Origin of the sequence: Acinetobacter sp. FDAARGOS_558 (assembly GCF_003937785.1) — a bacterium.
Taxonomy (GTDB): Bacteria; Pseudomonadota; Gammaproteobacteria; order Pseudomonadales; family Moraxellaceae; genus Acinetobacter; species Acinetobacter baumannii.
This window is the reverse complement of sequence record NZ_RKJH01000001.1, coordinates 1,426,530-1,447,102: the sequence shown is the minus strand read 5'-3', so window position 1 is coordinate 1,447,102 and position 20,573 is coordinate 1,426,530. Positions and strand designations below refer to the sequence as shown.

Annotated in this window: 15 protein-coding genes and 1 tRNA gene; 10 read left to right on the top strand and 6 right to left on the bottom strand. The window is 38.8% G+C overall.

Features of this window, described 5'->3' with window-relative positions; all coding sequences use genetic code 11:
* Nucleotides 1-211 precede the first annotated feature (211 nt).
* Nucleotides 212-502: a co-chaperone GroES gene (locus EGT34_RS06965; RefSeq protein WP_000065579.1), complete on the top strand. Its 291-nt coding sequence runs from the start codon at nucleotides 212-214 to the stop codon at nucleotides 500-502.
* A gap of 58 nt (nucleotides 503-560) precedes the next feature.
* Nucleotides 561-2,195 carry a chaperonin GroEL gene (gene groL, locus EGT34_RS06960; RefSeq protein ID WP_001274623.1) on the top strand — a complete coding sequence of 545 codons (1,635 nt, stop codon included), beginning with the start codon at nucleotides 561-563 and terminating at the stop codon, nucleotides 2,193-2,195.
* A gap of 175 nt (nucleotides 2,196-2,370) precedes the next feature.
* Here groL and EGT34_RS06955 read toward each other — a convergent pair whose 3' ends face one another.
* Nucleotides 2,371-2,745, bottom strand: coding sequence for a diacylglycerol kinase (locus EGT34_RS06955; protein ID WP_000379022.1), 375 nt, complete (start codon nucleotides 2,743-2,745; stop codon nucleotides 2,371-2,373).
* A gap of 106 nt (nucleotides 2,746-2,851) precedes the next feature.
* Here EGT34_RS06955 and EGT34_RS06950 point away from each other — a divergent pair, with 106 nt between their 5' ends.
* The gene (locus tag EGT34_RS06950) at nucleotides 2,852-3,814 is read left to right on the top strand and encodes an MBL fold metallo-hydrolase (protein WP_000732903.1); all 963 of its coding nucleotides are present in this window, start codon (nucleotides 2,852-2,854) and stop codon (nucleotides 3,812-3,814) included.
* 44 nt (nucleotides 3,815-3,858) lie between these two features.
* Here EGT34_RS06950 and EGT34_RS06945 read toward each other — a convergent pair whose 3' ends face one another.
* Nucleotides 3,859-5,001, bottom strand: a complete 1,143-nt coding sequence (locus EGT34_RS06945) for a glycerophosphodiester phosphodiesterase (protein WP_000488513.1) — start codon at nucleotides 4,999-5,001, stop codon at nucleotides 3,859-3,861.
* Between the two features lie 263 nt (nucleotides 5,002-5,264).
* Between EGT34_RS06945 and EGT34_RS06940 the strand changes: the two genes are divergently transcribed.
* A complete protein-coding gene (locus tag EGT34_RS06940) occupies nucleotides 5,265-8,360 on the top strand; it encodes a multidrug efflux RND transporter permease subunit (RefSeq protein WP_000949245.1) in 3,096 nt (1,031 codons plus the stop codon).
* Nucleotides 8,361-8,432: 72 nt separating this feature from the next.
* Nucleotides 8,433-9,008 (top strand): DUF4112 domain-containing protein, encoded by a 576-nt coding sequence (locus EGT34_RS06935; protein ID WP_001135457.1) that lies wholly within the window; start codon nucleotides 8,433-8,435, stop codon nucleotides 9,006-9,008.
* Nucleotides 9,009-9,057: 49 nt separating this feature from the next.
* Here EGT34_RS06935 and htpX read toward each other — a convergent pair whose 3' ends face one another.
* Together htpX and EGT34_RS06925 are read right to left on the bottom strand one after the other, a co-directional pair.
* Nucleotides 9,058-9,963 carry a protease HtpX gene (htpX, locus tag EGT34_RS06930; RefSeq protein ID WP_000984535.1) on the bottom strand — a complete coding sequence of 302 codons (906 nt, stop codon included), beginning with the start codon at nucleotides 9,961-9,963 and terminating at the stop codon, nucleotides 9,058-9,060.
* A gap of 257 nt (nucleotides 9,964-10,220) precedes the next feature.
* On the bottom strand, nucleotides 10,221-11,084 hold the full coding sequence (locus EGT34_RS06925; protein WP_000798650.1) for a lytic transglycosylase domain-containing protein: 864 nt from the start codon (nucleotides 11,082-11,084) through the stop codon (nucleotides 10,221-10,223).
* Nucleotides 11,085-11,587: 503 nt separating this feature from the next.
* Here EGT34_RS06925 and ttcA point away from each other — a divergent pair.
* Nucleotides 11,588-12,493 carry a tRNA 2-thiocytidine(32) synthetase TtcA gene (gene ttcA / locus EGT34_RS06915; protein ID WP_000271249.1) on the top strand — a complete coding sequence of 302 codons (906 nt, stop codon included), beginning with the start codon at nucleotides 11,588-11,590 and terminating at the stop codon, nucleotides 12,491-12,493.
* Between the two features lie 206 nt (nucleotides 12,494-12,699).
* Nucleotides 12,700-13,083: an SCP2 sterol-binding domain-containing protein gene (locus EGT34_RS06910; protein WP_001110719.1), complete on the top strand. Its 384-nt coding sequence runs from the start codon at nucleotides 12,700-12,702 to the stop codon at nucleotides 13,081-13,083.
* 91 nt (nucleotides 13,084-13,174) lie between these two features.
* Here EGT34_RS06910 and EGT34_RS06905 read toward each other — a convergent pair whose 3' ends face one another.
* On the bottom strand, nucleotides 13,175-14,287 hold the full coding sequence (locus EGT34_RS06905) for a transglycosylase SLT domain-containing protein (RefSeq protein ID WP_001984613.1): 1,113 nt from the start codon (nucleotides 14,285-14,287) through the stop codon (nucleotides 13,175-13,177).
* A 372-nt stretch (nucleotides 14,288-14,659) separates the two neighbouring features.
* Here EGT34_RS06905 and greB point away from each other — a divergent pair, with 372 nt between their 5' ends.
* A complete protein-coding gene (greB, locus tag EGT34_RS06900; RefSeq protein ID WP_000841361.1) occupies nucleotides 14,660-15,154 on the top strand; it encodes a transcription elongation factor GreB in 495 nt (164 codons plus the stop codon).
* A gap of 89 nt (nucleotides 15,155-15,243) precedes the next feature.
* Nucleotides 15,244-15,333 (top strand) — tRNA-Ser (locus EGT34_RS06895).
* Between the two features lie 80 nt (nucleotides 15,334-15,413).
* Here the strand turns inward: EGT34_RS06895 and EGT34_RS06890 are convergent.
* Complete coding sequence (locus tag EGT34_RS06890; protein ID WP_000270077.1) at nucleotides 15,414-15,968, bottom strand: SgcJ/EcaC family oxidoreductase; 555 nt, start codon at nucleotides 15,966-15,968, stop codon at nucleotides 15,414-15,416.
* Between the two features lie 582 nt (nucleotides 15,969-16,550).
* Here EGT34_RS06890 and posA point away from each other — a divergent pair.
* The gene (posA, locus tag EGT34_RS06885; protein WP_001071466.1) at nucleotides 16,551-20,549 is read left to right on the top strand and encodes a delta-poly-L-ornithine synthetase PosA; all 3,999 of its coding nucleotides are present in this window, start codon (nucleotides 16,551-16,553) and stop codon (nucleotides 20,547-20,549) included.
* The last annotated feature ends 24 nt before the right edge of the window (nucleotides 20,550-20,573 follow it).

Below are 20,573 nucleotides of genomic sequence, written 5' to 3'. Positions count from 1 at the left end.
GTGAAAATAGCCTCTTTTATTTTGTGCTTTAAATTTAATAAAAACTCTTCACAACCTGTTAAAAAATGACCAAAAAAATAGAATTTTTTTTCATTTTCCCCTTGAAGCCATTTTTTTCATCCCCACAAAAGTGACATCTAAATATTTTGTTATTGCTCTGGATTAAAGCAATAACGATTAATCAAAAAGACTAAGTCTGATGGAGTTAATTATGAGCAACATTCGTCCATTACATGATCGCGTTGTGATTCGTCGCGTAGAAGAAGAAACCAAAACTGCTGGCGGTATTTTATTGCCAGGTTCTGCTGCTGAAAAACCATCTCAAGGTGAAGTAATTGCAGTAGGCAATGGTCAAATCACTGATAACGGCGTACGTGCTTTGGATGTTAAAGTTGGTGACAAGGTGTTATTTGGTACTTATGCAGGTACAACAGTTAAAGTAAATGGTGAAGAACTCTTAATCATGAAAGAGTCAGACATCTTAGCTGTATTAGAAGGCTAATCGATCCATAACTCAATTCATTATCAGATTCAGTATTTAAAAAGATTCGGAGTTTAATATGTCAGCTAAAGACGTAAAATTTGGTGATTCAGCTCGCTCAAAAATGATTGCAGGGGTAAACGTACTTGCAGATGCGGTTAAAGTGACTTTAGGTCCTAAAGGCCGTAATGTTGTGATCGACCGCTCTTTCGGCGCGCCGCACATTACTAAAGACGGTGTAACTGTTGCAAAAGAAATTTCATTAAAAGACAAGTTTGAAAACATGGGTGCTCAACTTGTTCGTGAAGTTTCAAGCAAAACTAACGACATCGCAGGTGACGGTACAACAACTGCAACTGTACTTGCTCAAGCAATTTTAAATGAAGGTATCAAATCAGTAACTGCTGGTATGAACCCAATGGATTTAAAACGCGGTATCGACATTGCAGTAAAAACTGTAGTTGAAAATATCCGTTCAATTGCTAAACCAGCTGATGATTTCAAAGCAATTGAACAAGTAGGTTCAATCTCTGCTAACTCTGATACTACTGTTGGTAAACTTATTGCTCAAGCAATGGAAAAAGTAGGTAAAGAAGGCGTAATCACTGTAGAAGAAGGTTCTGGCTTCGAAGACGCATTAGACGTTGTAGAAGGTATGCAGTTTGACCGTGGTTATATCTCTCCGTACTTTGCAAACAAACAAGATACTTTAACTGCTGAACTTGAAAATCCGTTCATTCTTCTTGTTGATAAAAAAATCAGCAACATTCGTGAATTGATTTCTGTTTTAGAAGCAGTTGCTAAAACTGGTAAACCACTTCTTATCATCGCTGAAGATGTTGAAGGTGAAGCGCTTGCAACTCTTGTTGTAAACAACATGCGCGGTATTATCAAAGTATGTGCTGTTAAAGCTCCTGGTTTCGGTGACCGTCGTAAAGCAATGCTTCAAGACATCGCGATCTTGACTGGCGCAACAGTTATTTCTGAAGAAGTTGGTATGTCTTTAGAACAAGCAACTCTTCAAGATTTAGGTACAGCGCACAAAATCACTGTTTCTAAAGAAAACACAGTTATTGTTGATGGTGCTGGTGATGCTGCTGCTATCGCTGAACGTGTTCAACAAATCCGTGCTCAAATCGAAGAATCTACTTCAGAATATGACCGTGAAAAATTACAAGAACGTGTTGCTAAGTTAGCAGGCGGTGTTGCTGTAATTAAAATCGGTGCAGCAACTGAAGTTGAAATGAAAGAGAAGAAAGACCGCGTAGACGACGCACTTCACGCAACTCGTGCAGCAGTTGAAGAAGGTGTTGTTGCTGGTGGTGGTGTTGCTCTTGTTCGCGCTGTAAATGCTCTTGAAGGCTTAAAAGGCGCTAACGAAGATCAAACAGCTGGTATCAACATTTTACGCCGTGCGATTGAAGCTCCACTTCGTCAAATCGTTGCGAATGCTGGTGATGAGCCATCTGTAGTTATCAACGCTGTTAAGAATGGTGAGGGTAACTTCGGTTACAACGCTGCAACTGGCGAATATGGTGATATGTTAGAAATGGGTATCCTTGACCCAGCTAAAGTAACTCGTTCTGCACTTGAACACGCTGCTTCTGTTGCTGGCTTAATGTTAACTACAGAATGTATGATTACTGACATTCCTGAAGACAAACCAGCTGCTCCAGATATGGGCGGTATGGGTGGTATGGGCGGAATGATGTAATAACGCATCAACGCTTTAACCCAAAAAAAATCCCTGCATTCGCAGGGATTTTTTTATTTTTCCAGTAATTTTAAGAATAAGTTAAGTTCAGAACCCTAAAATTAAAACAGGAACAGCAGCTAGAAGTTCCTCTTTTGTTACAACCATGCTTATCTATTTATAAGCATGGTTTTTTTTATCCAAATAAAATAATAAGCCAAGTTGCGACAATAATAGAAAGTGCAACAAACTGAGCGGCACTACCCATATCTTTCGCATTTTTGGAAAGTTGGTGTTTCTCGAGTGAAACTCGGTCAACCACTGCTTCAATGGCAGAGTTGAAGAGCTCAACAATGATGGCAAACAAACAGACAATAATCATCAGGGCATGTTCGCCGCGAGTTACATCAAGGAAAAAGCTGACAGGGATGAGTACAAGATTAATTAAAACAATTTGCCGAAATGCAGCTTCATTTTGGTAAGCAGCTTTAAATCCTGAAATTGAATAACTGGTAGCGTTCAAGATGCGCTTTAGGCCACTTTTACCTTTATAGGGAGAATAACTATCCATTCACTTATATTTTTGACACTTTTCATGCATTATATAGTGCAGCCCTTAAAAAAATATTAAATCTTTTTTAAAGATTTTGACTTTATAACTCCATAGAGAAGAAGAGATGAAAAAACTATTTGTAGCCTTAGGACTTATCATGGGTAGCTTGCATATAAGCTATGCAGAACCAGCTTCAGCTCAACAAGTACCCGGATATTACCATCATCAATTCGGTAATTATCGGATAACTTCTTTACTCGATGGCACTATTTATCTAGATCCTAAATTGTTTAAAAATTTAAGTCCGGCTGAAAAAACTAAAATTTTAACGAAATATGCTGCTGTAAATGAGAAGGGGATTCAGACTTCAGTAAATGCCTTTTTAGTTGATGATGGTAAAAGTTTGACGCTTGTTGACAGTGGAGCTGCGAGTTGTTTTGGTCCACAGTTGGGTTCAATTGCTAAAAATCTTGAATTAGCGGGCTATCAACTTGCCAATGTGAAAACTGTTTTATTGACCCACTTACATCCAGACCATGTGTGCGGTATTGCTCAAAATGGAAAAGCCGTATTTCCTAATGCAACGATCTATGCTCATGAGCGTGAAGCAGATTATTGGTTAAATCCAGCAAATGAAAAAACTGTACCAGCGGATAAAAAAGAAAATTATTTAGGTACTGTTAAAAACGTAAAAGCTGCACTTGCACCTTATCAAGCAAAAAAAGCATTCAAAACCTTTAAGGGTGGCGATGTTATTCAAGGTTTTGAAGTGATTAATACACAAGGGCACACACCGGGACATCATAGCTTCCGTTTGAAGAGTAAAGGGCAACAAATTGTCTTTGTTGGTGATATTGTCCACTCACATTCTTTACAGTTTGATGCTCCAAAAACTGGGGTAGATTTTGATGTAAATTCAGAGCAGGCAATTAATACTCGTTTAAAAATGTTTGCTGAAATTTCAAATAAGCAACAATGGGTAGCTGCCCCGCATTTACCGTTCCCGGGAATTGGTCATGTGTATAAAGTGAATGCTGAGCAGTATCAGTGGATTCCTTTATATTTCAATAACAGTCTTGATAAATAAAAAAAACAGGGCATTCATTGCCCTGTTTTTTTATGAAGATTGAGTTATTTTGCAGCTTTTTCAAAATTAGTGACAGCTTCACGACCGAGTGCTGGGTCATCTGTAAAGACGCCATCAACACCTGCCTTGAAATAGGCTTCAAACTCTTTTAATGCACCAGATGGACAACGTTCTGCAGGTTTATCTGAGCTGCACTTTAACGGCGCTGGTAAGAAGTTATTTTCTGGTCGGAAAGTATAAGGATGTACTTTTAAGCCAGCCGTATGTGCATCAGAAATAAACGTACTAGTTTTATAAGAGCCATCATTATTAAAGGTCAGTATGTAACCTTTACTTGGTCCTACACCATTTGCATATTTGGCAACATCTTTTAACCCTTGTGCTGTGGCTAAATCAGCATAAGTTTTAGTGTCACCAGACTCTACGAAGTCTGCTGGTCGAGATGTTTTTGAATCGTATAGCTGAATAATTTGTGCATGTTTAAGCGTTTTATGAAGATCAAGCTCCCTTTTTAAATCTTTTAGATTCTGAACTTCAAAAGACTGTAAATAGACAGGTGCAATATCACGTGTATATTTATATTTGGCTAAGGTTTTTAGAAGAGTATCTTCCATTGCCAGATTTTGATTTTTAAAATAAGTCGGATGTTTCGTCTCAATATATAAGCCTATAATTTTCCCCGTCTTTTTATAGTTAGCTTCGGCAAGCTCAATGATTTGTTCTAGAGTTGGGACAGGGTAAAGATCATTATAAGCTGTGTTGGCTGGTCGAAACTCAGGAATACGTTCACGCGCTTTAAGCTGCTGTAATTCACTTAAAGTGAAGTCTTCCGTGAACCAACCGGTTAAGTCGACGCCATCAATATTTTTTGTTTTTTTACGGTCTGCAAACTGACTTAAAGTGCTTACATTGGTTGTTCCACCAATCTCATTTTCATGGCGGGCAACCAATACGCCATCTTTTGTAGAGACTAGATCCGGTTCAATGAAATCTGCGCCGTCATCAATCGCTTTTTGATATGAAGCTAAAGTATGTTCAGGACGTAAAGCGCTAGCGCCACGGTGTCCTACTACTAAAATTTTAGGAAGTTGATATTCTGGCGTGGTTGGCGTCGTTTCAGTTTTATCGTCATCATTACAACCAACCAAGCTAATTAAACTTAAGCATAAAAGTGCTTTTCTAAACATAATTCTACTCATATTGTTTTAGTTGAAACGACTCAAGTTTCGGTGCTTTGTTTGACATGATCATGAAGAATTCATGAATTTTAAGTGACACTCGTTAACTGGTTTTTTATTGGTTTGTTGGAAATATTCAATCACGCTTTGTTTTTGTCTTAATTACATTTATTGTTTAATTCTACTTGTCTTTTTTATACCGCTCGTTGATCATCACAAGGTCTCGAAGCGGCATTTACTTCTGTTAATTAACGACATCATACCGAGCAGCCATGCTATCTAAATTTTTTATTCAACGCCCTATTTTTGCCAATGTACTGGCGATCATTGTTATGGCTTTCGGTATTTTTTCAGTCATGAATTTGCCTGTAGAACGGTATCCAGACATTGCTCCACCTAAAATTACTGTGTCAGCCAACTATAGTGGTGCAGATGCACAAACGGTTGAGCAAAGTGTTACTCAAATTTTAGAACAGCAAATACAAGGGATTGATCACTTACTCTATTTTAGTTCATCGAGTGACTCATCTGGACGTAGTCGAATCACCATAAGTTTTGATAACGGAACAAATCCGGATACTGCTCAGGTCCAAGTACAAAATAGTATTAGTGGCGTAATACGTCGCTTACCTGATGAAGTTCAACGCCAAGGTGTTACGGTAAGTAAGTCACTGGGTGACACTTTTATGGTAATTGGCTTATATGACTCGACTGGTAAAACAGGAAACATTGAGCTATCGGACTATTTAACTACGCATGTGGTAGATAACCTGAACCGTATTGAAGGGGTGGGCGAAACTGATGTATTTGGTTCACAATATGCCATGCGTATCTGGTTAAATCCTGATAAATTAAAGCAATATAATTTAATGCCAAGTGATGTAGCGAATGCAATCACCGCACAAAATACTCAGGTCGCCGCAGGGGCAATTGGTGACTTACCCGTAATTGACGGTCAATATTTAAATACAAAAGTCACAGCAGGTTCTCGCTTAAAAACAGTTGAGGATTTTAAAAATATTGTCGTGAAGTCGAATAAAACGGCGAGTTATGTGTATTTAAAAGATATTGCCAGAGTTGAGCTAGGTGCAGAAAACTATCAGTCTTTTAACACTATTAATGGCTATCCTGCCGCAGGTTTGGGTATTTCTTTATCTTCGGGTGCAAATGCAATTCAGACCTCTAAGCTCATCCACCAAACTCTAGATCAGCTTACAACGAAACTACCAGCGGGTTATAAAATCGTTTATCCACGAGATAATACGCCCTTTGTTCAAGAGTCAATTAAGGAAGTAGTAAAGACTCTGGTAGAGGCGATTATTCTGGTTATTTTGGTCATGTTCCTGTTTTTACAAAGCTGGCGTGCTACGCTCATTCCGAGTATTACCGTTCCAGTTGTAATTTTAGGAACCTTCGCTGTCTTATATGTGCTTGGTTTTAGTATTAACACCTTAACGTTATTTGCGCTGGTACTCGCGATTGGTTTGCTGGTCGATGACGCGATTGTGGTTGTAGAAAACGTTGAGCGGCTCATGCATGAACAGCACTTATCTCCTAAAGAAGCTGCTATTGAGTCGATGGGGGAAATTAGTGGTGCCTTAGTCGGGATTACGTTGGTTTTAACTGCTGTTTTTATTCCAATGTCCTTTTTAGGCGGTTCAATTGGGGTGATTTACCGTCAGTTTTCTATTACTTTAGTTGCCGCTATGGCGTTGTCGCTTATTGTTGCGCTCATTTTAACTCCGGCTTTATGTGCATTAATTTTAAAACCAAATCCTCAACCTCAGCGCTGGGCAGTATGGTTTAACCAAAAGATTGAGCAACTTAAAAATCAATATATCAAGCTTGTTCAGACGAGTATTCATTACAGTAAATCAGTTATTGTGATTTTTGTGGCTTTAATTGCCGTTTTTACGCTGTTCTATAACGGTTTAAAAAGCGGTTTTATTCCTAAAGAAGACCAAGGAATTTTAAGTGTTCAAATTAAGCTCGTAGACAGCGCACCAATTTCTCAAAGTCAGAAAATTGGTGAGCAAGTCCGCCAATATTTCTTAACTCAAGAAGATAAAAACGTAGATTTGGTTTTAATCCGCTATGGACGAAATTATTCGGGTACAGGACAAAACTTGGCACAAGGGTTTATTGCTTTAAAACCATGGGATGTCCGAACAGGAAAAGAAAACTCGGCTGAGGCTATACAAAAGCGTGCAATGAAATACTTTAGTCATTTTAATAATGCACAGATTAATGTGACTTTACCTGCCTCAGTTAATGGCTTAGGTCAAACAGATGGTCTGGATTTATGGATTCAGGATTTGAATGGACAGGGGCAAGATTTTCTAGATAGTGCCTTCCGCCAATTGCAGGCTCAAAGTAAAAATTATTCAACTTTCGAAAACTTTGATAAGCAGTCAACCAATAGTAAGGCAAATCTTAATATTAAGATTGACCAGAAACAGGCACTAGCAAATGGACTACAGCTATCGGCAATTAATAACACTTTGTCGAGCGCATGGGGCGGAACTTATGTAAATGACTTTATTGATCGGGGCCGTATTAAACGTGTCATGATTCAAGGTGATGCCGAGTTTAGATCTAAACCGGAAGATTTATATAACTGGTCTGTACGTAATGACCAAAATGAAATGGTTCCGTTTAGTTCATTTGCCAACTTTAGCTGGGGCGGTGCACCGGAACTTGTAAAACGCTATATGGGATATAGTGCTTTACAACTACAAGCAGATGTGGCGAGTGGCAGCAGTTCTGGCCAAGCGATGAAAGATGTAGAACAACTTGTTAACCAACAAAAAGATATTGGTTTAGCGTGGACAGGTTTATCTTTTGAAGAACAGAAGTCGACTAATCAGGCTGTGTGGTTATATTTAATTTCGGCTGGATTTATTTTCTTATGTTTAGCTGCTTTATATGAAAGCTTAAGTATTCCTGCCGCCGTAATGACATCTATTCCGCTTGGTGTAGGAGGAAGTGTGATTTTCTCTTATATTTTTGGTTTGCCAAATGACGTGTATTTCCAAATTGCGCTATTAACGACTATTGGTTTGTCATGTAAAAACGCCATTTTAATTGTTGAGTTCGCGGCCTTAGCGCAAGAAAAAGGTAAGAATGCCATTCAGGCAGCCTTAGAAGGTGCGAGCTTACGATTAAGACCGATTCTAATGACCTCTTTAGCCTTTGGTGCAGGCGTAATTCCACTTGTGTTTGCTCAAGGTGCTGGTGCGGTTAGTCGTCAAGAAATCGGTATTAGTATTTTAGGTGGCGTGATGTTTGGTACTGTGCTGGTTCTGTTTTTTATTCCGGTCATGTACGTATTATTACGTTCACTGTTTAAATCGAAAGCTTCAACCTAAAAGTAAACAATTTAAAAACGGGCATCAAATCAAGTATATTAAGATTAACTTTTCTTCTTATATTTGATTTTGATGCCTCAAGAAAAAAAATTAACACAGCAGCAGGTTATCGCCCTAGAACGGGATCTTGCCAAGTTCGCAACCATGATGGATAGTGCGGTCCGTATTCCTTTTACAAAGCAGGGTATTGGCGCTGATGCAGCCTTAAGTACTATTCCAATTGCCGGTGATGTTGCTGGGTTCGCATTGACCTGTTATGCCATTTATAAGGCTAAACAAATAGGTGTGCCTCAGCATAAGCTCACTCCAGTGATTAAACTTGCTGTAGTCGATGCCGTAGTCGGTTTTGTTCCAGTTGCAGGGACTATTTTCGATATTTTTATACGTCCCAGTCGAAAAGCATTAGATGTGGTGCATACGCATATACGTGAAGAATATGCGATCCAAAGTGATATTCATGTCGTTCATCCGTATTTACATGAAAAGCTCGAAAAGAAGCAACAACAGTCGGCATTCTGGCGTAACCCTGTTGTGAGTTGGTTATGGTTGCACATACCCGATTTATTAGGTGCGTTTGTACTGCTTTTAATTGGCTTAGCTGTGTGGTGGGGTGCAAGTTACCTTTGGGGACTTTATCAAACCATGTAATCAAAAAATAAAGCCTCCATTTGGAGGCTTTATTTTTACATTAAACGTTTTATGGGCAATCTAATTGGTGTAGAGCTGCCACACGTTGTTCAATTGTAGGGTGAGTTTGGAACAATGCAGCTAAACTAAAGCCTTGTTCTTTACCTTCCGCAATTGCGAACGCTTTCATTTCTTTTGGCATTTGGTCAGGTAACTCTGTTTCAGCTTGCAAACGTAATAAAGCAGAAATCATCGCTTGTTTACCAGCTAAACGCGCACCGGCTTCATCTGCACGGTATTCACGGTAACGAGAGAACCACATCACAATGGCAGAGGCAAGAATACCGAACACGATATCTAGAACCATTGTAATGATGAAATAACCCATACCTGGGGCTTCATTGTCTTGACGACCAAAGACATTACGGTCAATAAAGTCACCTACTACACGAGCAAAGAACATAACGAAGGCGTTTACTACACCTTGAATGAGTGCGAGTGTAACCATGTCACCATTTGCAACGTGGCCGATCTCGTGCGCGAGTACAGCACGTAGCTCATCTTTGTTCATACGCTCAAGTAGACCGCTTGAAACGGCAACTAAGGCATCATTTTTATTCCAGCCTGTTGCAAAGGCATTAGACTGATATGAAGGGAAGATACCAACTTCTGGCATATTAATACCAGCACGTTGAGAAAGTTCAGCGACTGTTTGCAATAACCAGCTTTCAGCTTGGTTACGAGGAGCATTTGGGTCAATCAGTTCTGTACCAGTAGTTTTCTTAGCCATCCATTTGGACATGAATAGAGAGACTAAAGAGCCCACCATACCGAACACAAAACAGATGACTAAAAGGTTGCCTAGATTTAAGCCACCCGCGCCATGGTAACTACCGACACCGAAGAGTGACAAAATAATGCCAGCTACAACCAGTACCGCGAGGTTGGTAAGCAAAAACAAACCAATCCGCATCATTGAGAAAATCCTCTTATAAATAAAATATTATCTGATTTATAAATTATAAATCACTCAGCTAATATGCGGCGCTTAGGGGAAAAATTCAAGAAAAAAATAAGGAATCAATACATTCTTTGCGATCTAAGAATGTATTTAAATTAAACAAGTTATTAGAAGGCCCCTCTGAACACGACAGTGGGGGTAATAGATCATTACAATTTTTTGACAATAGAACCCGCTAAATAAATAACCGTAAGGTATGAGGCCTTTTAAGCTTACTCAATCCGGATATGTGCAATAGCAGTTGCATTATTGGTGACATAAGTTCCTGTAGGTGCGTCTGTATATGTACCATCTGGCAATGTCACGATTTGGCGCGAGGAAGAATACTTTATAGGCTGAGCAGAGACTTGCGTCGAAGTACTGTGCGGTATGGCTGGTTGGTTTATCGCTTGGGCAGAAATACTCGAATTGCTAAAAGAAGAAAGGCCTACACCAGAAGAATATAAGTTTTGGTAGCGGCTAGTGACTCGGCGAACATAATCTTGGGTTTCACGGAATGGCGGAATACCGCCATATTTATCGACGTTTCCTTCTCCTGCATTATAAGCGGCAAGCGCCATTTGCGTATTACCGTTAAAACGTTTGAGCAGCCAACTTAAATATTTAGCACCAGCGAAGATATTTTGCTGAGGATCATAAGCGTTAGATACGTTAAAGCGACGAGCAGTAGCCGGCATAAGCTGCATTAAACCTTGGGCACCAACCGGAGAGCGGGCATTTACGTTAAAACCAGACTCGGTATGCATAACGGCTTTGATTAATCCTTCCGAAACGCCGTGCTGTTGTGCTGCCTGCTTAATAATATGATCAAAAGCATTTTTGTTTTTGCTATAGCTTGGTAGAACCGAAGCCTCTGAAGTCCCCCAGTTACTATAACTATGAATATTACTATCCGGGTAGTAGGTGACTTTTACTTTTTTGAGTGAATGGTCATAACTTTTACGGTTAGTCAGTAAAGTACTGCCGTTTTTGTCTTGGTAAATGTACATCTGACCTGCTGAAGTCGGCGTTATACCTACCGAAAAAGTGGTCATCCCCAGTAAACAAGAAAAAAGATATTGAACCGAATTTTTCATTTTATGTTATTCACAATTTTAGGGTCTCAAAACTTGTCAAAGAGTTTATCAAAAAATATTACTTAAAGAAGTTTTGTGTAATTTTTTTTATTTTGACTCTTTGAAAAAATCAAGCAGTTTTGCTCGAATGATCATCAAAAAAATTTAAAAAAAATTTTTAAAATGATTCTATTGACTTGAATAACTATTTGAAAAATAAGGGTAAAAATCATTGGTTAAAAAATGATCAATTTAAATAAAACCCTTAACAGAAGGTCAAAACAGTTTGTCAAGTATTAAGAAATCCACAATTTTATCCACAGGTTTTGTGGAAAACTGTGGAAAAGTCCAAAAAGTAAGCATTTTGCGCAAAAAATGAACTCATCGGTCAAAATAGCGCACTGCTTTTGCATCATGCCTGAGCATTATGACGACTTCAAGAATTGAAACTATTCTTTTGATGCGATTCTCATCCGAATCATATAAAATTGCGCGGTATTTTTATTTATGGGTATATCTCGTCTATGTACGCGCCAGTTGAGTCCAACGAAGGATTTAATTTTAAGCCTGAACTTCCAACAAGCTCGGCCTATTATCGTTTGCTTAAGAAGCTTCGCCGTCAAGTTGGACATGCCATCCGTGACTTCAATATGATTGAAGATGGTGACAAGGTCATGGTGTGTGTGTCTGGTGGTAAAGACAGTTATACCTTGCTCGACATTTTGTTGCAGTTCAAACGTATTGCACCAATCAATTTTGATATTGTTGCGGTTAACCTTGACCAAAAGCAGCCGGGTTTCCCTGAAGATGTCTTACCACGTTATATGGAAGAAAATAACATTCCGTATTACATTTTGGAAAAAGACACTTACAGCATTACCAAACGTTTAACTCCTGAAGGTAAAACGTACTGTGCTGTGTGTTCACGTTTACGCCGTGGTTCGCTTTATGGCTTTGCTCAAGAAATTGGTGCAACCAAAGTTGCGCTAGGGCATCACCGTGATGACATTATTGCTACTTTCTTCTTGAACTTATTCCATGGCGGTAGCTTAAAGGCAATGCCACCTAAGCTTTTATCGTCAGATAAGAAAAATATTTTGATTCGTCCTTTGGCTTATGTTGAAGAAAAGGACATTATCAAATATGCAGAGTTACGTAAGTTCCCAATTATTCCGTGTAACCTTTGTGGTTCACAAGAGAACTTACAACGTGCCATGATCAATGAAATGCTTCGTGAATGGGACAAACAGTATCCAAAACGTTTACACAGCATTTTTGGTGCGTTACAGAACGTTTCACCTTCACAACTTGCTGACCGTGATTTGTTCGATTTCGAAGTTCTTGACTCGCAGCGCGAATTAGACTTTAAAGATCCAGAAGAACTGAAAAAACGTTTAGATGTAGTGAACTTAAGCTTTGCTGCTGAATAAAACGAATTAATAAGTCAATTGAAGGCACTTTATAAACAAGTGCCTTTAATGTATCAAAATACTAAAAAATGAATGTTCCGTACAAAAAGTCATAGCTCAACCTTAAAATTACATGCTATAACAACGCTCAAGCAGAAGTGCTTCACACGATGTTGTCTGGATAGGCAACACTAGAGAAATTGAACAAATAAATTTGAGGAAGAATCATGCCTGCATTTTTAACTGATGATTGGTTTGCGACTGTCGAAAAATTAACTGCTGAAGCAGGTGATCTTAATTTGCCACCAGCTCTTGCGAATTTGGCAATTAATTTAGTAGTTACAGATGCTTCTGGAAATACCGAATTAGCGTTAGATGGGGGTAAAATCCAAAAAGGTTTGTCTTCAAATGCCAAAACTACATTAAACATGGATGCTGAAACTTTACGTAAAGTATTCCTAGAGTTTGATATGGCAGCTGCTATGCAGGCATTCATGACTGGTAAAATAAAAGTTCAAGGCGATATGTCTCAGTTAATGGCTTTACAAACAGCTAAACCAAGCCAAGAACAAAAAGATTTGTTCAAAAAAGTATTAGAGCAAACCGCTTAAACTGAAAAAGAATTCATATAAAAAGCTTACCCGAGAGGTAAGCTTTTTATTTATACAAACAATGAATTTATCAACTTTTAGATGATAAAAACTAGATATTAATTCGCGTTTGTGCCGTTTTAATGTGCTCAAGATAAGCACGTATACGAGTCACATACTGAACTGCTTGTTTGTATCGACCATTGCGAGTTTTGTTACTCTGCAAATAATTATAGAGATTAACCCATTGGTTCGGGTCTTTCCCTTGGGCTTGCAAGCGCTTTTGAATCTGGTTCACTGCACCTGGACCCATATTGTAAGCCACAAGCGCATACCAGTTGCGATCTGGGAAAGGAATATCATCATACTCACTTAACATGAGATCATAATATTTCGCACCGCCCTGAATACTCTGTGCTGGATCGTTACGGTTACTCACACCCATTGCCCGAGCTGTACTATTGGTTAACATCATTAACCCACGTACACCTGTTGGTGAAACAGACTCCGGTTTTAGGTACGATTCTTGATAACCAATCGCTGCAAGCAAATGCCAGTCTAAATCGTACTGAGCAGCGCTTTGTTTAAAGCTTGCTTTGTAAATCGGTATACGTGCACTTAAGTCACGTTGAATCGTAGACCAAGCTTCTGGTTTTACAACATTACGGTTATAAAAAGAAGCAAGTTGCTGAGTTAGACCATTTTGTTTGCTTTGACAAACAAAACCGCTTGCTGTTTGTGTAAGCGGGTCATCTGCTTGTTTAAACACCCAGCTTAGATTCGGATTTAATCCATTTTTTTGCAAATTTACGATATCACCACAACTTGCAGAAAAAGACATTAAACCTTTGTTCTCGATTGAACTTAAGCTTGCGGTTGTCATGGCAAGATTTGCTTTACCTTGCTGAACCCACTTAAGCGCCGTGGCATTATCTGTCACGATTTTGAAGTCCAACTTTACATTTAAGCTTTGTGCATAGTTACGCGCTAAGTCATAACCGAAGCCGTGTAAAAACTGGTCTTCTTTAAAAACAGTCGTTGGGCTTTCTACGGCAACCACTGTTAATGTGTTTGTGTTAACTACAGTATTGTACTGTAGGGTTTTTCCTGCATTGATACTATGAAAGGGAAAAAACATAGTACTGAGCGCAAGAACTTTCAATGGGAGAGAAGAAAATAAAGAGCTAAGGCCAAGCCTCGACCCAGAACTTGAATTACTGTGCATGTTGTCTCCGCTACAGGTAATTTATGCCCTAAAAGTCAGACAAAAAGCTGCCATAACTTCTAAAAGTTGATAAATTCAATAAGGGGTGGGCAGTCATGACGTCATTCAAAATGACATGAAATGAAAAAAGCAAACTGTGTAGAAAATCTACATAGTTTTTGAGTGGGTTAAAAAATACTCAACATTTAAGATGCGCGCATCATAATATTGATAAAAAGTATTGTCAAATTTTGTACAATTAAATATCCGATATATCATCATAACAACATGAATTTATTAAGGAAGAAAATTTATACACTTCTGATGTGAGAAAATAGGGTATAAAATGCTACATCTTGTAACCCTTATGTTGTTAATCAGTGGTTTTTAATCATGAAATCTAACTTAATCACTCGGTCAGGCCATGACAAATTAGTTGCTGAATTAAAACAACTTTGGCATGAAGAAAGACCAGAAATTACGAAAAAAGTAAATTGGGCTGCCAGCCTCGGTGACCGTAGTGAGAATGCAGATTATCAATATAACAAGCAACTCCTTAGAAAAATTGATCGACGAGTACGCTACTTAGGAAAGCGTTTAGAAGAGTTAAAAATTGTTGATTACTCACCTGAGCAAGAAGGCAAAGTTTACTTTGGTGCTTGGGTCGACATTGAAAATGAAGAAGGGGAGCAAAAAACTTTACGGATTGTCGGGGTTGATGAAATTTATGATCACCATCCTCAGCATATTTCAATTGAGTCACCTATGGCACGTGCACTCTTGAGTAAAGAAGTCGATGATGAAGTAGAAGTACACACGCCTTTGGGCAAAAAGCTGTGGTATATCAATGCAATTCGCTATGAAAAACCTAAAAATGATGAAATTTAGATAGATTTGTTTTTATTTTGAGCGTTTGAATTAAAAATTAAATAAAAGATTTGCCAACTTGCATTTTTGTTTATATTATAGCGCTCGTTGGAAGCGTGGCAGAGCGGTTTAATGCACCGGTCTTGAAAACCGACGAGGGTGTGAGTCCTCCGTGAGTTCGAATCTCACCGCTTCCGCCAAAATTCTTAAAAAGCCCTTGTTAATGACAAGGGCTTTTTTTTTATGCATATAAATTACTAAAAAAAGATCGTGTTCCCTTCTACATATTTCTAAGTATAGTCTCTCCCGTTCGAGGGTTCGTTAAAGTGACATTTTCCAGCGCCTGAATGTACCAAGAATGATTCTTCTGGGTGAGCACAGTAAGAATGAGAGTATCAATCTGATGAGGCCCTTGAGGATGAGCTACGCCCGCAGTGAGGCGGCTCCAAAAATGTGAAATACATATATCCTCACTCATAGGTATGAGGTCTATCAGCTCATTCTCTAGTGTTGAATCACGATAAATGGTTTCATGAATAGGTTGATGGATTGCAATAATTTCATCAACTCCTTTAACGTAGTGACCGAAACGGTTAACGAAAGTCGCATCTTTATCAAAAAGAGCAGCAAAGGCCTGCATATCATGCTTATTCCAAGCGGTTTGAAATGCTAAAGGTATTTCTTTTGGGTTTATTATGTGTTGACTCATACCAGCACCACTGTTTAATTCTTTAAGTCCATTTTCAAATATTATAAATAAAGATACTTCGTCATGCTTAAATGAAACAGGTAATCTTAGCTCGCCTTTCAAGAGTATCTTCGTTTTAACCCACATGGCCCACCGCACAAAATAGGATAGGTTGAGTTATGAGTAGAACGTGTAAATAACTGCTCGCTCAATCCGCTTAATGGAGTTAACTTTTTATAAAATCCAGATAAAGATATAAGTTAAAAAGAATTGATGCATACAAATTTAATATAATGTTAATAATCAAACATTATGTATAAATTTAAATAAACTCTTTTATTTTTTAAGAACTCTTTTAATAATTCAGAACTAAACAATTAAGTTTAAAATATGGAGAATTTGTATACAGGATGGCTTTTATTAGTTTAATTAAAATGAGAACTATATAAATCTTGTGAATTCTAGCTTTTTACTTCATTAGTTTTGTACGTTTTTATCTTAAAGATAATCATAAAATTAGAACAATAATATTAAATATTTGATTTTTATTTATAAATTAAAATTATAGGCTAAGGTTCTTACTGTGTTGAATAAACATCAAAACTAAAAATTTAATCTTGCTTTAAGTTCTCTTAATTAATTTATGGCCTATCTAGATTTCGTTAATGGGTCAGAAAAATAAATTATGACTTCATTTAAGCCAAATCAGAAAATTAAGAGAGTATAAAAATGAACCAGTTTGTAACGAACACGAAAAATGTAATTCGTGGAAAGTATCATCCGGAATTTTTGCAGAATGAAGTCTTAGCCGATATTTTTGCTCATACTGCACAAACTCTTCCTGATAAAACGGCTTTAATTGAAGCAGATAAAACGCTGAGTTATGGTGAGCTGTATCAGCAAGCCTTAATTATGGCTCAACATCTGGCTTTAAAAGGGGTAAAGCCAGGTCATATTGTAGGGCTATGGTTGCCGCGTGGTATTGAGCTTTTAAAAGCTCAACTGGCCATTTGTTTAAGCGGTGCAGCTTGGCTTCCTTTTGATATGGATACGCCCGCGGATCGTATTGCGGTATGTCTTGAAGATGCCGAAGCGGTGGGAATGATTACTACAGATGAATGGTATGAACATTTAGCTGAAGTGCCGCAAACAAAATGGACCAACACCGAGCTGCAAAAAACACTAAGCGAAAGTGTAAGTTTAGCGAAAACCACTCCAGATCAACCTGCCTATATTATTTATACCTCGGGTTCGACAGGTAAACCCAAAGGGATTGTGATTACTCAAAAAAATATTTGTCACTTTTTACGTAGTGAAAATAGTATTTTGGGTATTCAAGAGCAAGACAAGGTCTATCAAGGCTTTTCAGTCGCTTTTGATATGTCGTTTGAAGAGATTTGGCTTTCTTATTTGGTGGGCGCAACGTTGTGGATTGCGCCTAAATCACTTGTCAGTGACCCTGAGCGGTTATGCCAAACCTTAAAGCAGGAACAAATTACAGTACTGCACGCTGTTCCAACATTACTTGCTTTATTTCCTGAAGATGTACCTAATTTAAGAATTATTAATTTAGGTGGGGAAATGTGTCCGGATTCACTGGTTGACCGCTGGGCATTACCTCATCATCAAATGTTTAACACCTATGGACCAACCGAAACCACGGTTTCTGCAAGTCTTGAGTTATTAGAACGCGGTAAACCCGTCACCATTGGCAAGCCCTTACCAAACTACGGTATGTTGGTCATTAACTCTGAAAGAGAGTTGCTCGAGCAAGGTGAAACAGGGGAGTTATGTATTTTTGGTCCAAGTGTGGCACAAGGCTATTTAGGACGTCCTGATTTAACCGCAGATAAGTTTATTGAAAACCCTTGGGCAATGAGTGTAGAGGAAGAATTACTCTACCGTACTGGGGATTTGGCTAAAATTGATGAGTTTGGTCAAGTACACTGCTTAGGTCGTGCCGATGACCAAGTTAAAATCCGTGGTTTCCGTGTAGAGCTTGGCGAGATCGAAGCTGCGCTTTGTGATATTGACGGAATTGGTACGGCAGCCGTTATTCTTCGTCCTGAAGACGGCATTGATCAACTTATTGCGTTTATTGCACCAGAAATTGATGCAAAGCAAGCTATAGAAATTAAAGAACTACGCCATAACTTGAGTCAGCGATTACCGCCTTATATGGTGCCAAATCGTTTTGAGATTATTGAAGAAGTTCCACGTCTGTTATCTGGGAAAATTGACCGTAAGGCTTTAAAAGCAAGACCGCTCACAAGTGTGGTAGATCGCAGTGAATCTGACCAGCCACAGAACCCAGCCGAAGAAATCTTGTTTGAAATTTTGAATCGCTTGTTCCCGAACATGCCGATTAAACTCGATTCCGATTTCTTTGATGATTTAGGCGGGCATTCACTACTCGCCGCTGTTTTAATTTCAAATCTGCGTGAGCATGCGGAATATAGCCATCTGACCATTCAAAACTTATATCAAGCGAGAAGAGTAGGCGCGATTGCTGCACTCATGTTAGAGCAGCCTGAACCTACTTTATTTGATAGCCAAATTGGACAAGATAACCCTCGTAATCAGACTTATAAATGGTTATGTGGTATTGCACAGCTTGTAACTATTCCGGTTTTAATCTCGATTAATATTTTGCAGTGGTTAGCGCCATTCTTTACCTATCACTACTTTACCGGTGGAACCCGCGACAGTATCCCGTATGCGATTGCGTTGTCTTTATTGGTGTATGTCAGTGTCATTATGAGCAGTTTTGTACTGTCGATTACGGTAAAACGACTATTAATGTTAGGAATTGGCGCAGGGCGTTATCCATTATGGGGATTAACCTATTTCCGTTGGTGGCTAGCAGACCGTATTAGTAATATTTCACCTGTCTATCTCTTGTCGGGTTCGACTTTACTTAACTTATATTTGAAAGCACTTGGTGCAAAAATCGGTCACGACGTTACCATTAGTTCTGTACATATTCGTATGCCATCTTTACTGACTATTGAAGATGGCGTGAGTATCGGTTCTCAGGTGAATTTAGAAAATGCCAAAGTTGAACATGGCCACTTGGTATTAGGTTCAATTCACCTTAAACAAGACAGTTATGTAGGTTCGTATGCTGTATTAGAAGAAAATACAGTGTTAGAAAAACAGGCCCATGTAAATGCCTTAACTTCAATTGAATATGACACGGTTGTACCTGAGGGCGAAATTTGGGATGGAACACCTGCTCAGAAAATAGGGCATATAGATGAGCAAGCTAAATTGCCAGAGCGTCCTAAACTATCGTTTATACGTAAAATTGCTGAATATGGATACTATGGCGTTAGCGCATTAATTATTGCCTGTCTTTTCTTTATTCCAATTTTTCCAAGCTTCCTTTTGGTCGACTGGTTAGATGTAAATGTATTTAATATTAACCCGAACAACCATTTGCAAATCGCGCTTTATTATTTCATTTTAGCGATTCCGGCTAGTGCAATGATGATGATGATTACTGCGGTGATTTCTTCAGGTCTACGTAAAATTGCATTGCCGCGTCTTGAAACCGGAACCTATACGGTTCATGGCAGCACGTATTATCGTAAATGGTTTGCGGCCCAAATTTTAGAAACGAGCTTACAAACCTTACATGGCTTGTTTGCCACCATTTATGCGCCTACATGGTTCCGTATGCTGGGAGCAAAAGTGGGTAAAAATACCGAAATTTCTACCGCAACCGGCGTCATTCCAGAAATGCTGACTTTGGGTGAAGAAAGCTTTATTGCCGATGCGGTAATGCTGGGTGATGAAGAGATTAAAGGCGGTTGGATGTCTTTAAAAGCAACCAAAATCGGTAACCGTAGTTTTGTGGGAAATAGTGCTTATATTGCTGATGGGACAGTGTTACCAGACAATGTTTTAATTGGCGTGCAATCAAAAACACCAGATAACCGTGAAATGTATGACGGACAAACTTGGTTTGGTTCTCCGGCGTTGCTGTTACCTGCACGTGAAGCTGCTGAAAAATATCCTGACCATTTAACCTTTAAACCAAGTATTAAGCGCCGTTTAATGCGCGGGTTTATTGAAGGGCTTCGTATTGTATTGCCAGCCGCACTTGCGATTGGGGTGGGTTATATGATCGTACTAGACGTTATTGATGTGATTAATAACTACAATATTGAGACAGGACTGGTTGCATTAACGCTCGCAGGGCTGCTTTATGGTGTTGGCTGTTTCCTTATTGTTGCGCTATTAAAGTGGATTTTGATTGGTCGCTATCAACCGCGTTCGGCACCTATGTGGACCATGTTCGTATGGTTAAGTGAAGGGATTACCAGCTTATATGAATCAGTTGCGATTCCTAACTTCTTAAACTACTTAAGAGGAACGCCAATGTTGCCATTCTTCTTGCGTATTTTAGGGGTTCGTATTGGTAAAGATGTTTATATGGATACAGCTGATATTACCGAGTTCGACTGTGTCAGCATTGGTGACCGTGCCGAGTTTAATAGCTTTTCAGGCCCGCAAACTCACTTGTTTGAAGACCGTATTATGAAAATTGGGCAAGTGAACGTGGGGCATGATGTAGTGGTCAATGCGCGCAGTATTATTTTGTATAACGCAAACGTGAGCAATCATGCAGTGTTAGGTCCATTAACACTGGTCATGAAAGGTGAAAATATTCCGGCTAAATCTGCATGGATTGGTTCACCGGCTGTGCCTTGGGTTCATAAATAATACGTTGTTGAATTGAAAAAAGCC